Annotated in this window: 13 protein-coding genes; 5 read left to right on the top strand and 8 right to left on the bottom strand. The window is 64.8% G+C overall.

The window, feature by feature from the left end; all coding sequences use genetic code 11:
* The 4 genes from AS156_RS12760 to AS156_RS12745 all read right to left on the bottom strand — a co-directional run.
* Positions 1 to 992: ABC transporter substrate-binding protein (locus AS156_RS12760; protein ID WP_136626204.1), on the bottom strand; the 992-nt coding region annotated here is incomplete at its 3' end.
* A gap of 136 nt (positions 993 to 1,128) precedes the next feature.
* Positions 1,129 to 1,938, bottom strand: a complete 810-nt coding sequence (locus tag AS156_RS12755) for an ABC transporter permease (protein WP_066504203.1) — start codon at positions 1,936 to 1,938, stop codon at positions 1,129 to 1,131.
* Between the two features lie 218 nt (positions 1,939 to 2,156).
* Positions 2,157 to 2,864 carry a TetR/AcrR family transcriptional regulator gene (locus tag AS156_RS12750; protein WP_201456036.1) on the bottom strand — a complete coding sequence of 236 codons (708 nt, stop codon included), beginning with the start codon at positions 2,862 to 2,864 and terminating at the stop codon, positions 2,157 to 2,159.
* A 298-nt stretch (positions 2,865 to 3,162) separates the two neighbouring features.
* Complete coding sequence (locus AS156_RS12745; RefSeq protein WP_066504718.1) at positions 3,163 to 4,011, bottom strand: VOC family protein; 849 nt, start codon at positions 4,009 to 4,011, stop codon at positions 3,163 to 3,165.
* 265 nt (positions 4,012 to 4,276) lie between these two features.
* On the opposite strand from AS156_RS12745, the gene AS156_RS12740 reads away from it, so the two are divergent.
* Both AS156_RS12740 and rbsK read left to right on the top strand, forming a co-directional pair.
* Entirely contained in the window at positions 4,277 to 5,170 is an 894-nt protein-coding gene (locus AS156_RS12740) for a sugar kinase (protein WP_066504200.1), read from the top strand.
* Positions 5,171 to 5,191: 21 nt separating this feature from the next.
* On the top strand, positions 5,192 to 6,127 hold the full coding sequence (gene rbsK / locus AS156_RS12735; RefSeq protein WP_066504198.1) for a ribokinase: 936 nt from the start codon (positions 5,192 to 5,194) through the stop codon (positions 6,125 to 6,127).
* A 98-nt stretch (positions 6,128 to 6,225) separates the two neighbouring features.
* On the opposite strand, the gene AS156_RS12730 is transcribed toward rbsK, so the two are convergent.
* Entirely contained in the window at positions 6,226 to 7,443 is a 1,218-nt protein-coding gene (locus AS156_RS12730; RefSeq protein WP_066504197.1) for an NAD(P)/FAD-dependent oxidoreductase, read from the bottom strand.
* A 254-nt stretch (positions 7,444 to 7,697) separates the two neighbouring features.
* Here AS156_RS12730 and AS156_RS12725 point away from each other — a divergent pair, with 254 nt between their 5' ends.
* The gene (locus AS156_RS12725) at positions 7,698 to 8,492 is read left to right on the top strand and encodes an enoyl-CoA hydratase/isomerase family protein (protein WP_066504193.1); all 795 of its coding nucleotides are present in this window, start codon (positions 7,698 to 7,700) and stop codon (positions 8,490 to 8,492) included.
* Positions 8,493 to 8,499: 7 nt separating this feature from the next.
* On the opposite strand, the gene AS156_RS12720 is transcribed toward AS156_RS12725, so the two are convergent.
* Both AS156_RS12720 and AS156_RS42835 read right to left on the bottom strand, forming a co-directional pair.
* On the bottom strand, positions 8,500 to 10,203 hold the full coding sequence (locus AS156_RS12720) for an IlvD/Edd family dehydratase (RefSeq protein WP_066504192.1): 1,704 nt from the start codon (positions 10,201 to 10,203) through the stop codon (positions 8,500 to 8,502).
* A 63-nt stretch (positions 10,204 to 10,266) separates the two neighbouring features.
* Positions 10,267 to 10,404, bottom strand: coding sequence for a hypothetical protein (locus AS156_RS42835; protein ID WP_160331091.1), 138 nt, complete (start codon positions 10,402 to 10,404; stop codon positions 10,267 to 10,269).
* Here AS156_RS42835 and AS156_RS12715 point away from each other — a divergent pair.
* Positions 10,397 to 10,930, top strand: a complete 534-nt coding sequence (locus AS156_RS12715) for an invasion associated locus B family protein (protein WP_066504187.1) — start codon at positions 10,397 to 10,399, stop codon at positions 10,928 to 10,930. The two genes, AS156_RS42835 and AS156_RS12715, sit on opposite strands and share 8 nt — an antisense overlap.
* On the opposite strand, the gene AS156_RS12710 is transcribed toward AS156_RS12715, so the two are convergent.
* Positions 10,931 to 11,752: an NAD-dependent epimerase/dehydratase family protein gene (locus AS156_RS12710; protein ID WP_066504182.1), complete on the bottom strand. Its 822-nt coding sequence runs from the start codon at positions 11,750 to 11,752 to the stop codon at positions 10,931 to 10,933.
* A 122-nt stretch (positions 11,753 to 11,874) separates the two neighbouring features.
* On the opposite strand from AS156_RS12710, the gene AS156_RS12705 reads away from it, so the two are divergent.
* The coding region (locus tag AS156_RS12705) for an SMP-30/gluconolactonase/LRE family protein (protein WP_066504716.1) at positions 11,875 to 12,782 on the top strand (908 nt) is incomplete at its 3' end.

Here is a 12,782-nt window from a genome sequence, read left to right as displayed (position 1 = left end):
GAGCCACTCTTCGGCAGGTAGTCGTTGGTGTAGAACGCCTTCGGATTGGCCTTGGCCTTGGCGTCGAGACCGCCATACTCGACCATCAGATCGACGGAGTCGGTCATGTTCTGGTCGGTGACCTGGAACGGCCGCTTGGTCTTGGTCTCCGGCGTGCGATACAGCGGGATCGTCAGCTCGAAGCCTTGCGTCAGCGTGTCGATCTTGCCGCCCTTCGGATTGGCATCGAGGATCGATTGCGCGGCGGCCTTCGGGTCCTTCTCGGCGGCTTCCACCGCCTTGGTGGTCGCCGACATGAAGCGGCGGACCAGGTCGGGATTGGCCTTCACATAGGCGGTGTTGGCGATGATGCCCGACGACACCATGTTGATGCCGTAGTCGGCGAACTTGATCGGATAGACGTCCTTGCCGGTCGCATCCTTGATCTTCATCGACTGGTCCATGACGTAACCGAGCAGGAGGTCGGCCTGGCCGTTGATCACGGCGTTCAGCTTGGTCTGGCCATCGCCGGCGACCGTGTGGAAATCGCTCTCCTTCAGGCCGGTCTTCTTCAGGAACAGCGGCCAGATCTGCGTCATCGAATCTGCCGGCGTGATCGCGACCGTCTTGCCCTTGATGTCCTCGGGCTTCCTGATGTTCTTGTCGGCAAATCCCATCGCCGACATCGGGCTGGTCTGCAGCAGCACGCCGGTAGCGATCACGGGCGCGCCCTTCACCGCTGCGCGCATCATGGTGGGGATGTCGACATAGCCGAAATCGGCGGTCTTGGCGGCCACGGCCTGCGTGGTCGCGGCCGAGCCGCGGCCTTCCTGGATCTCGAGGTCGATGCCTTCGGCCGCATAGAGGCCCTTGGCCTTGCCGTAATAGAACGGCGCGTGCTCGCCATAGACGTACCAGTTCAGCATCAGCACGACCTTGTCGGCCGCGGATGCCGGTGCGACCGCCGAGATGGACCAAGTCAGTGTCGCAAGAACAGCGATGATCAATCGCATTATGTTTTCTCCCTGCTTTTTCGTCATTGCGAGGAGCGACAGCGACGAAGCAATCCACTCCTCTGCATGTTGCACCATGGATTGCTTCGCTTCGCTCGCAATGACGCTGTTCTTTTTGTGTGTCTCTACGATAGCCCTACGAAGCAAAGATGATGTCGTCACGCTGGCTGACGTGCCAGGGGATCACCCACCGCTCGATGCGATCAACGATCCAGAACAGGATCACGCCGAGCAGGGCGAGAATCACCAGTGCGGCAAACATCGTCGGCAGGTCGAACGTGCCGATCGAACGCTGCATCACATAGCCGATGCCGGAATTGGAGCCGACGAATTCGCCGACGACGGCGCCGACCACGGCCAATGTCACCGACACTTTCAGGCCGGAGAAGATCGCCGGCATCGCATGCGGCAGGTTCACGGCGCAGAACACCCGGAAGCGGCTGCCCTGCATCGCGCGCGCCAGATCGACCATGTCGGGATCGACCGACTTGAAGCCCTGCACCGCCGAGACCACCACCGGGAAGAAGCCCAGCAGGAACGCCGAGATCACCTTCGGGATGATGCCGAAGCCGAACCACACCACGAACAGCGGCGCGATCGCGATCTTCGGGACCGACTGCGAGAACACCAGCAGCGGATAGATATAGCTCTCCACCGTCTTCGAGCCCGCGATCAGCATCGCGATCGGAATGCCGAACAGCGCCGAGAGCGCGAAGCCGCAGATGGTCGCGTAGGTGGTCGGCCACGATTGCTGCAGCAGCTCCGGCCAGTCGCTCCAGAGCACCGCGACAACGTCGCCGGGCGACGGGATCTGGTAGGCCGGGATTTGAAACAGGCGGATCGAAAGATCCCACGCCGCCACGATGACGACCAGGAACAGGAACGGCCGCAGCCACGCCGCATTCAGCACCCTCGACACGCCCGAAGGGCTCTTCGCCTCCGCCACGTCACGCTCCCTCGCCTTGACTGTTCTTCGCGACAGAAATTAACCCGTTGGATAAATACTGTCCAGCCCCTCGCGCTCCGCGAAATGGCGCGAGATCCCCCTACTTTCGTCAGACGAGAATTTTACCGCTGGGTGTTCGTAGCGCGGATGAAGCGCAGCGAAATCCGAGGCAACCCTATCCGCAGATGGCGCTCGATAAATCGCCTTCCGGCGAAGCCTTACATCACCTGATGTTCCACCGGCTGCAGCGTCGGCATCTCCATCCTGCCGAAGGCGGCGGTGGACTTGCCGGTCAGCGCCGCCAGCACCAGCGCGATCATGTGATCGAGCCGTTCGTCGCGGGCCTCCTTCTTGAGCAGGTCGCGGCCGAAGATCACGCTCAGTGTGGCGCTGTTGGAGAGGTAGAAAAATGCGAGCGCCGCGATCGAGATATACAGCTGCACCGGATCGACGGCAGCGCGGAAGTTGCCGCTCTCCACCCCGCGCGTCACCACGGCGCGGATCATCTCGACAAAGGGCGAGTGCATCGACTTGACCTTGGTCGAGCGCTTCAGATGCTTCGCTCTCGCAAGGTTTTCCGTGTTCAGCAGCGCCAGGAACTCGGGGTTGCGCAGAAAATAGTTCCAGGTGAAATCGATCAGCCGCGCGATCGCCTCGGGCGGATCGAGATGCTCCAGATCGAGGGTGCGCTCTTCGGCGCGGATCTTCTCATAGGTGCCTTCCAGCACCTCGAGATAGAGATCCTCCTTGTTGCCGACGTGGTAGTACAGCATGCGCTTGTTGGCGCCGGCCTTCTCCGCGATGCGATCGACGCGGGCGCCGGCAAGGCCATGGGCGGCAAATTCCTGCTTTGCGGCCTCGAGGATGCGCAACCGCATGCCCTCGGGGTCGCGCTGCCATTTCAATATTCTCTTTGCCTTGGCCAAATCGATTGCTCAGTGACGCTGAGCCAACGAATGTAGCATGCTGCGCAACGTTTGAGAATGAATGTTGTCGTAATTTGTCGAACAGGTGCGCCTGCGAACAATGCTGCAGATCGCGTCCAGCAACACATTCTATGTCGTCCCGGGCAAGCGCAGCGCGACCCGGGACCCATAACCACCGGCGGTCAATGTTGCGCTACGCTGTGGCCACAGCTCGCTTCAACAACGCGTTCCTGTGGCTATGGGTCCCTGCTTGCGCAGGGACGACAGCATTGTTTGCGGCACGACCAACCCGCTTGCCTCACTCCCCCCTGCCCGGCGACGGTTGCACCAGGAGCGTCGGCACGCCGCAGGTGCCGCTGCGTACTGTCATCACCTTCGTGCCCGGCTTGCGGCCATTGCGCACCTCGGAGACATCGACGCCGGCGGCGACGAGCCGCGCATGCGTGGCATCGATATCGGCGACGCGCCAGCAGATGCCGCGCAGCCGGTCCGGCGCGTCAGGCTCGGCCTTGCCCGGCTTGTGCGTGACCTCGACGATCAGATCGCCGCAGCGGAAGAACATCAGCCGGCCCCAGTCCGGATGCGAGCGATCCAGCGCCATGTCGAGCCCAAGCCGCGCGCCGAACAGCGCAGCCGCGCGTTCCGGATCGGCGGTCGAGACCACCACATGATCCATCGCGGTGATCGAAGCCGGCGTGGTGCGCACCGACAGCGGCCGCTCCTTCTCCCGCTGCAGGAAGAACATGCGCACGCCTCGCGTCGCATCGGTCGCCGCCCGCGTGCGCTTCCACGACAGCACGGCGCCGCTCGTCTCGTCGCGGCTCTCGACCTCGGCGACCGGCTCGGGCTTCAGCGCCAGGCGGTCAAGCCGGCGGTGCATCTTGGCGATGTCGTGGGTTCGGAAGCAGAGGCTCGCCAGCCCCTCGCCCTGTGTGGCGAGCGCGCCGCGGACGCGTTGTGCAGCGGCGTCGTCGCCGCGCGGCGCCATCAATTCGAGCGTCATGTTGTCGAGCGTGAACAGCACGCGGTCCGCTCCGTCCCCGCTGTTGCGCCAGGCAGGCGCGCGCGCAAACAATGTCTCGTAGGCAGCGCCGGCAGCCGCGATGTCGGCGGTCAGGACGACCACGTGATCGAGACCGGTAATCATGGCCACCGCCTCCCCGAATCTGCCGTCATTGTGCTCTCCTTCAACTGCAACCCGGAACCGCGGATAGCGGACGGCCGTTATGGCGAATGCCGGAACGGCCTTCAATCCGCGCTTTCGGTTCATCTCTACCCGCAAACCAGGCTGGGTTGCGAATATTTTCGGCGCTATCAGGAATCCAGCGTCTCGGTTCTGATTTCAATCAGGACCGAAAATGCTCTAGTCTGGAGTGCCGGCCGGGACCACACCAAGCCACGACGGAAAGCGAATGCAGGCTCTCTTCATTGGACAGACCTATATCGACGTTACCTTCATCACCGATCACATGCCAACCGGCGACGAAAAGCACGTTGCCGACGCCTATGCGGTGTCGTTCGGCGGAAACGCCGTGACAGCGGCATTCTGCTGCGCCAAGCTCGGCATCGAGCCGGACCTGATCGCCACCATGGCCAATGACTGGCTGGGGCGAATGTTCTGGGACATGGCCGACCGGTACGGCATCTCGTTCCACCCCCGCAAGGTCAACTCATCCTCGCTGTCCTTCATCATGCCAAAGGACGGCAAGCGCGCGATCGTCCGCTGCCGCGACGACCAGCACATCCATCCCTTTCCACTATTGAACATCAAGGGCTGCCGGGCGCTGCACATCGACGGCCACCAGCCGGACGCCGCGATCCATTACGCAAAGCTCTGCCGCGAGGAAGGCATCCTGACCTCGCTCGACGGCGGCGGCATGCGCACCAACACCCACGAGCTGCTCCAATTCATCGACATCGCGATCGTCGCCGAGCGGCTGTGCGAGCAGATGGACAAGACGCCGGAGCAGATGCTGGATTATCTGAAGGAGCGCGGCTGCCGTGTCGGCGGCGTCACCATGGGCGAGCGCGGCCTACTCTGGTATGACGAGGCGAGCGTGACACGCACCCTGCCAGCGCTGCCGATTTCTCGCGCGCGCGTGATCGACACCAACGGCGCCGGCGACGTCTTCCACGGCGCCTACATCTATTCCTATCTCGCGGACCAGACCAAAACCTGGCGTGAGCACTTCGAGTTCGCCCGCGCGGCATCGACCTACAAGATCCAGAGGCTCGGCAACGAGGCCGGCCTGCCGACGCTCGCCGACATCGAGGCGGTCAGGCAGGAATTTCGCGCCGCGGTCTGAGGGCGCTCAACGGGGTTAGGCATGGGGCGTGTCTTCGTCGCGGGCAGCATCAACATGGACGTGGTGGCGACCGCCGAGCGTCACCCGCGGGTCGGTGAGACCGTGGCCGGCGAGGCCGTGCTCTACTTCCCGGGCGGCAAGGGCGCCAACCAGGCGGTCGCCTCGGCCAAGCTCGGTGTGCCGACCACGCTGGTCGGCCGGCTCGGCACCGATGCGTTCGGCCAGGAGCTGAGGACATTCCTCGCCGCGCAAGGCGTCGACCTCGCCTTCGTCAAGGACACGGCGGATACGCATTCCGGCACCGCGATCATCACGCTCGCCAACGCCGACAACACGATCGTCGTCGTGCCCGGCGCAAACGCGAGGGTCGATGCCGATGATGTCGCAGCTCCCGTCCTCGGCAAGGGCGACGTCGCGGTCAGCCAGTTCGAGATCCCGCTGCCGACGATCGCGGCCTTCTTCCAGCGTGCGCGCGCGGCCGGCGCCACCACTGTGCTCAACCCCGCACCGGCGAAAAAGGCCGACGCCGCGCTGCTCGATCTCGTCGACATCCTGATCCTCAATGAGACCGAGCTCGGCTACCTCACCGGTACGGAGCTGCGCGATCGCGACGCGCCTGCGCGCTTCGCGGAAGCGGCGGGGAGCCTGGCGCAAGGCAAGATCGTCTGCGTCACGCTCGGCAAGCGCGGTGTGCTGGCGCTCGTCGAGGGCCAATCGATCCTGGTTCCCGGCCGCGCGGTGAAGGCCGTGGACACCACGGGTGCCGGCGATTGCTTCGTCGGCGCGCTGGCCTCGCAACTCGCGATCGACAAGCCGCTCCGCGATGCCCTCGCCTATGCCAACGTCGCCGCGTCGATCTGCGTGCAGCGGATGGGCGCCGCGCCGTCGATGCCGACGGCGAAGGAAGTGGAGGACACTCTCTCCCCACGTCGTCCCGGCGAAGGCCGGGATCCATAACCACTGACATCAATTGCCTTGAGCAGATATCAACCCGCACCGCCTGGAATCGAAAGGCCGCGGCGTATGGGTCCCGGCTTTCGCCGGGACGACGAGAGCTAGGACAGCGCACTCTTGAGATCAAATCCAGGATCCCCGGCCTGCTCCGGCGTGATCGAGCCGCCTGCGCCAAGCAGCCGACGGCCGAACATGTGATCGCCGGCGCGGTTGACCGACTCGATGCCGAGCAGCGTGTCGCCGCGGTAACAGAACGCCGAGAACGCCCCTTGTGCGCGGTCGCCGCGCACCACGACGCGGTCATAGCCGGTGGTAAGCCCGGCCATCTGCAGCTTGTCCGGCCCCTGGTCACTCCAGAACCACGGCAAGCCGTCATAGACCTCGGTCTTGCCGGTCAGCCGCGCCGCCACGCAGCGCGCATGATCGGTCGCGTTCTGCACCGACTCCAGCCGCAACGATCCGCCGAAGCGCCTGCTGGTATAGAGCGCGCAGTCGCCGATCGCGGAGACGTTCGGATCGGCGGTCGCCAGATGCTCATCGACAATGATGCCGGAAGCTACCGGCAACCCGGCTTCCGCGGCGAGCTCGACATTCGGCAGCACGCCGACGCCGACCACGACGAGATCAGCCGGGATGTGCACGCCGTTGCTCAGGCTGACGCCGGTGACCTTGGCACCATCGGCCTCGATGCCGGTGACCTGCACGCCGAGGTGAATGCGGATTCCGGCCGCCGTGTGCCTGGACTGCGAGAACTCGGAAATCTCCGCGGTCACGGCGCGCGCCATCACCCGCGACGCCAGCTCGACGACGTCGACCTCGAGGCCCTTGCCGCGTGCGGTGGCGGCGAATTCGAGCCCGATGAAGCCGGCGCCGATGACAACGACGCGCATGCCCGGCGCAAGCAAGTGGCGCAACGCCTCGCTCTCGTCGAGCGTGCGCAGATAGCGCACTGCGTCCAATTTCGCGTTCGGAATGTCGAGCAGCCGGTTCCGCGCGCCGGTCGCGAACACCAGATGGCCGTAGTCGAGCGAACTGCCGGAGGCGAGCGCCACTTTCCGCGCGTCGCGGTCGACCGCGTGCGCCCGATCGGTGATGAGCTCGATCTTGTTGTCCTGGTAGAACTTGTCAGGCCGGAACATCAGGCTGTCGGGCCCTCCGGTTCCCTTGAGATAGGCTTTCGACAACGGCGGCCGCTGATACGGCAGATGCCCCTCGTCGTTGAGCAGCGCAATGGGCTCGGCGAACCCGCTTTGGCGCAGCGACGCCGCGAGCTGGAAGCCGGCGTGCCCCGCGCCGACGATGATGACCGGACCCGTCATCGGAACAACCCAGATACGAGCGAGCAGGAGTAGCGACCCATGCTGTTTTCCTCACCATTGATGTTAGCTTGCTTGCCCCGTCCCCACAGCGCTCGTGTCTGCGTACCGAAGGCGGGCGCCATTTGGCCCCATGGCTCGCGCCGACGCAAGGGGGTCTTTCCCAAACAAATGCCCGCCCGCGACGCGGCGTCCGGATTGCCACCCCTCGCCCCAGGGACTTAAATGCTCTGAGATAACAGCCCAAGGTTACCGCCATGCCCGCCCCCGCCACCCCCGCCGCCGAACCCGCTTTGCTCCGGATCGACGGCCCCGTCGCCACCATCACGCTGAACCGGCCGGCCGCGTTCAACGCGATCGACATGTCGATTGCGAAGAAGCTCGAGCAGCTCGGCGCCGAGGTCGAGGCCAACAAGGATGTCCGCGTGCTCGTGATCGAAGGCGAAGGCCGCGCCTTCTGCGCCGGCGGCGACCTGCAGACCATCGGCGCCGCAGCCGAAGCCAACACTATCGCGCCCGTGGTCGGCGAGATGCTGGCGCACTATCATGCCTTCATCACCTCGCTGCGGCGAATGCCGAAGCTGGTGCTCGCGAGCGTGCACGGCTCCGCGGCCGGTGCCGGCCTGTCGCTCGCCTTCGTCGCCGATCTCTGCATCGCGGCAGAGGATGCCCGCTTCACGCCGGCTTACGCCAAGATCGGCGTCTCGCCGGATGGCGGCGGCACCGTGGGCCTCGCCGCCAGCGTGGGTCCGCGCCGCGCGCTGCAGATCTTCCTCGCCGAGGACAGCTTTACCGCGCAGCAGGCCCAGCAATGGGGCCTCGTTGCCAAGGTGGTGCCCGCGGTTGAACTGAAGGCGGCCACGCGCGAATTCGCGCTGCGACTGGCGCAGAACGCGCCTGCCGGCCTCGCCGCCACCAAGGCGCTGATCCATCAGGCGCCGACCACGCCGATCGAGGCGCAACTCGACGCCGAGCGCGACGCGATCATCGGCTGCATGAGCACCGAGGAGTTTCGCGTCGCGGTGAAGAAGTTCACCAGCAAGTCGAAGTAGCCGGCCGCTACTTGCCCTTGGCGCGCATGAAGTCGAAGTCGCAGCCTTCGTCGGCCTGCAGGATCGTTTCGTTGAAGAGATGCGCGTAGCCGCGCTTGGCCCAATCCGGCGTCATGGCCGGAGCCAGCGCAGCACGGCGCTTCTGCAATTCGGCCTCATCGACCAAGAGGTCGATGCTGCGCTTGGCAACATCGAGCCTGATCATGTCGCCGTTCTTCACCAGCGCCAGCGGACCGCCGACCGCGGCCTCCGGCGTGATGTGCAGCACGATGGTGCCGAATGCCGTGCCGCTCATCCGCGCATCGGAGATGCGAACCATGTCCTTCACGCCGGTGCGCGCAAGCTTCTTCGGGATCGGCAGATAGCCCGCCTCCGGCATGCCCGGCGCGCCCTTGGGGCCGGCGTTGCGCAGCACCAGCACATCGTCGGCCGTGACTTCCAGCGCAGGATCGTCGACCCGTAGCGTCATGTCCTCGACGGATTCGAACACCACCGCCTTGCCGGTATGTTGCAGCAGCTTCGGGCTCGCGGCCGACTGCTTGATCACGGCGCCGCGCGGCGCGAGATTGCCGTGCAGGATCGCCATCGCGCCTTCGGACTTGATCGGATTGGCCTTCGAACGGATCGCATCCTGGCCCGGCACCTCCTCCGCGCCGGCGACCACCTCGCGCAGGGTCTGGCCGGTGATGGTCTTGGCGTCGAGATCGATCAGGTCGCCGAGCTGCGCCATCAGCTTCGGCACGCCGCCGGCATGATGGAAATGCTCCATGTAATGCTCGCCCGACGGCTTGAGATCGACCAGCACCGGCACCTCGCGGCCGAGCTTGTCGAACGCCTCGAGATCGATCTTGTACGGCGTGCGGTTGGCGATGGCGGTGAGATGAATGAGCCCGTTGGTCGAGCCGCCGATCGCCTGCATGACGATCTGGGCGTTGCGGAACGAGGCCGGAGTCAGGATCTCGCTCGGCTTCGGTCCCTTGGATTTCGCCATCTGAGCCGCGACCCGGCCGCTGGCTTCGGCGGAGCGGAAGCGTTCGGCATGCGGCGCCGGGATCGTCGCGCTCATCGGCAGCGACAGGCCGAGCGCCTCCGTGACGCAGGCCATGGTGGAGGCCGTGCCCATCACCATGCAGGTGCCGACCGACGGCGCGAGGCGGCCGTTCACCGCCTCGATCTCGTTGTCGTCGATCTCGCCGGCGCGATACTTGGCCCACAGCCTGCGGCAATCGGTGCAGGCGCCGAGCACCTCGCCCTTGTGATGGCCGACCACCATCGGTCCAACCGGAATGACGACCGTCGGCAGATCGGCACTGACCGCTGCCATGATCTGCGCCGGCAAGGTCTTGTCGCAACCGCCGATCACGACCACCGAATCCATCGGCTGCGCGCGGATCATCTCCTCGGTGTCCATCGCCATCAGATTGCGCAGATACATGGAGGTCGGATGCGCAAAGCTCTCGGCGATCGAAATGGTCGGGAACACGAACGGCATCGCGCCCGACAACATCACGCCGCGCTTCACCGCTTCGATAATGTCAGGCACATTGCCGTGGCAGGGATTGTAGTCGCTGTAGGTATTGGTGATGCCGACGATCGGGCGATTGAGCGCATCGTCCGAATAGCCCATCGCCTTGATGAAGGCCTTGCGCAGGAACAGCGAGAAGCCGGCGTCACCATAGCTCGTCAGTCCCTTGCGAAGTCCGTCAGCCATGTTCTTGTTCCCGTGGTTGTTTGCCGCACTAAAGGAGCCGAGGGAATTGTTGTCAATACGAGATCAATCCGCGTCGAACTGCACTGCAAAGGCCTCGCCGACAGCGCGCAAGGCGATGGTCGCGCCCGCGTCGCCAGCGAGAAAAAGCCGCAATGGCTGGATACGTGCCCGGCTGATCGCAGAGGAGATGGCAATGCGCAACTTGCTTTTCTTGCTTGGGTCGCTTGCCGCGTCCCTCGCATTTCCCGGAGTTGGCGAAGCGGCCGACCCGCGTGCGACGCAGCTCACCTATGAGCCCTGGGCCAAGGTCTGCCTGACGCAGGCCAGTTGTTTCGTCGGCACCAGCGCGCGAGGCCAATGCTCGCCGTCGGGCGGCACCATCAGCATCTCGCCGCAGAACAGCAAGCGCGTGCTTCTGACCGCCAATGTAGGCACGCGGACCATGCTGGAGGGCACCATCAACCTCCGGATCGATCAGGACGACCCGATCAAGATCGCCAAGCCCCACTGCTACACCTTGGGCTGCGGCGGCACCTACGAGGGCGACGGTGAGTTGATCACGCGGCTGAAGCATGCGCAGGCGATCACGTTGGACGCCAAGAGTCTGACCGGTCAGCAGATCAACATCTCCTTCCCGCTCGCCCATTTTGCCCAGACCTATGACGGGCCCGGGAGCCCGCAAAGCGCCAAGCTGACTCCCCCGCAGCTTCCGTCGTGTGAGGACTGACTACTTCTTCCAGTCGATGACCCTTCCCTTGTCGCCGTCAAACTCCATGCTGCAGAACGCGCCGCCCTGGAAGAAGTCGCCGACCGGATCGGGCGGCAGCTTGCCCTGCTCGGCCATGGCGTGTTCGCGAAAATCCTCGGCACGGCCGGTCGGACGATAGCCGAGGTCGTAGGCGCGGTGATTGTCCCACCAGGCGCGCTCGTTGTACGACGCGCCGTAGACGATCTCGAAATGGATATCGGGATGCTCGAGCCCGATGCGGCAGAGCTGCACGAGATCGTCCGGCTTGAGCCAGATCGAGAGCCGCCGGTGATCGAGCGGCGCCTCGCCGAAATTACCGATCCGGATGCAGGTCACCTTCAGCCCGTGCTTGTCGGCATAGAGCGCGCCGACCGCCTCGCCGAACACCTTGCTGACGCCGTAGCGGCTGTCCGGCCGCGCAGTGACATCGGTGCCGATGCGATGGTGACGCGGATAGAAGCCGACGGCATGGTTGGATGAGGCGAAGATCACGCGCTTGACGCCCTGCTTCCGCGCCGCCTCGAACAGATTGTAGCAGCCGACGATGTTGGACTGCAGGATCGAATCCCAGGGTCCCTCGACCGAATAGCCGCCGAAATGCAGGATACCGTCGACGCCCTCGCAGATCGCCTCGACCTGCGCGAGGTCGGCGAGATCGGCGGCCTTGAACTGTTCGCCCTTGCCGAGATCCGACGGCGGTTTGATATCGCTCAACAGCAGGTCCGGATAGATCGGCGGCAGCAGCTTGCGCAGGCTGGTGCCGATTCCACCCGACGCGCCGGTCATCAATATGCGTGGCATTCCGTCCCTCGTGCTTCGTTTGCTGCGACCGAATTGCGGTCGCAGGCCGACAATGATAGCAAACCAACCGCCCGAGGAAACACCAGGCAAGCACCATCGAAACACAACAACGAGAACAGCAAATGTCCGATGCCCATTCCGCCGGCTGGCGTCCGGCGACCTACTATCCCGATCCGGCCATCCACGCGCTCGATCCGCGCTTCGAGAAATACTGGCTGAAACTCTCCGCGGTGGAGCGCCTCACCACCGGCCTGCGCTGGGCCGAAGGCCCGGTATGGTTCGGCGACGGACGCTATCTGTTGTGCAGCGACATTCCGAACCAGCGCATCATCAAGTGGGAGGAAGAGACCGGCGCGGTCAGCATCTTCCGCAAGCCCTCGAACTTCGCCAACGGCAACACCCGCGACCGCCAGGGCCGGCTGATCACCTGCGAGCACGGCGGCCGGCGCGTGGTCCGCACCGAATATGACGGATCGATCGTGGTGCTGATCGACTCCTTCGACGGCAAGCGGCTGAACTCGCCGAACGACGTCGTGGTGAAATCCGACGGCTCGATCTGGTTCAGCGATCCGACCTTCGGCCTGCTCGGGAACTACGAGGGCTACAAGGCCGAGCCGGAGATCGATCCCAATGTCTACCGGCTCGATCCCGCGACCGGCAAGGCCACCATCGTCGCCGCGGGGGTGCTGGGGCCGAACGGACTATGCTTCTCGCCGGACGAGAAGATTCTCTATGTCGTGGAGTCCCGCGGCGTGCCGAACCGCAAGGTCCTCGCCTATGACGTCTCCGCCGACGGCACGACGATCTCGAACAAGCGCGTGTTCATCGATGCCGGCCCCGGCACGCCCGACGGCATGCGCTGCGACATCGACGGCAATCTCTGGTGCGGCTGGGGCATGGGCGATCCCGAGCTCGACGGCGTGGTCGTGTTCGCACCCGACGGCGTCATGATCGGCCGCATCGCGCTGCCGGAGCGCTGCGCCAACCTCTGCTTCGGCGGCGTAAAGCGCAACCGCCTCTTCATGGCGGC

The sequence above is a fragment of the Bradyrhizobium macuxiense genome, from assembly GCF_001542415.1.
Taxonomy (GTDB): domain Bacteria; phylum Pseudomonadota; class Alphaproteobacteria; order Rhizobiales; family Xanthobacteraceae; genus Bradyrhizobium; species Bradyrhizobium macuxiense.
The sequence above is the reverse complement of the archived record's forward strand: the minus strand, read 5'-3'. Positions and strand labels throughout refer to the sequence as shown.

Coding starts and splice junctions, on each gene's coding strand:
- AS156_RS12745 (WP_066504718.1), bottom strand. CDS start 4,011: ATGATTACCGGTCTCGATCACGTGGTCGTCCTGACCGCCGACATCGCG.
- AS156_RS12740 (WP_066504200.1), top strand. CDS start 4,277: ATGCAGGCTCTCTTCATTGGACAGACCTATATCGACGTTACCTTCATC.
- rbsK (WP_066504198.1), top strand. CDS start 5,192: ATGGGGCGTGTCTTCGTCGCGGGCAGCATCAACATGGACGTGGTGGCG.
- AS156_RS12730 (WP_066504197.1), bottom strand. CDS start 7,443: ATGACGGGTCCGGTCATCATCGTCGGCGCGGGGCACGCCGGCTTCCAG.
- AS156_RS12725 (WP_066504193.1), top strand. CDS start 7,698: ATGCCCGCCCCCGCCACCCCCGCCGCCGAACCCGCTTTGCTCCGGATC.
- AS156_RS12720 (WP_066504192.1), bottom strand. CDS start 10,203: ATGGCTGACGGACTTCGCAAGGGACTGACGAGCTATGGTGACGCCGGC.
- AS156_RS12715 (WP_066504187.1), top strand. CDS start 10,397: ATGCGCAACTTGCTTTTCTTGCTTGGGTCGCTTGCCGCGTCCCTCGCA.
- AS156_RS12710 (WP_066504182.1), bottom strand. CDS start 11,752: ATGCCACGCATATTGATGACCGGCGCGTCGGGTGGAATCGGCACCAGC.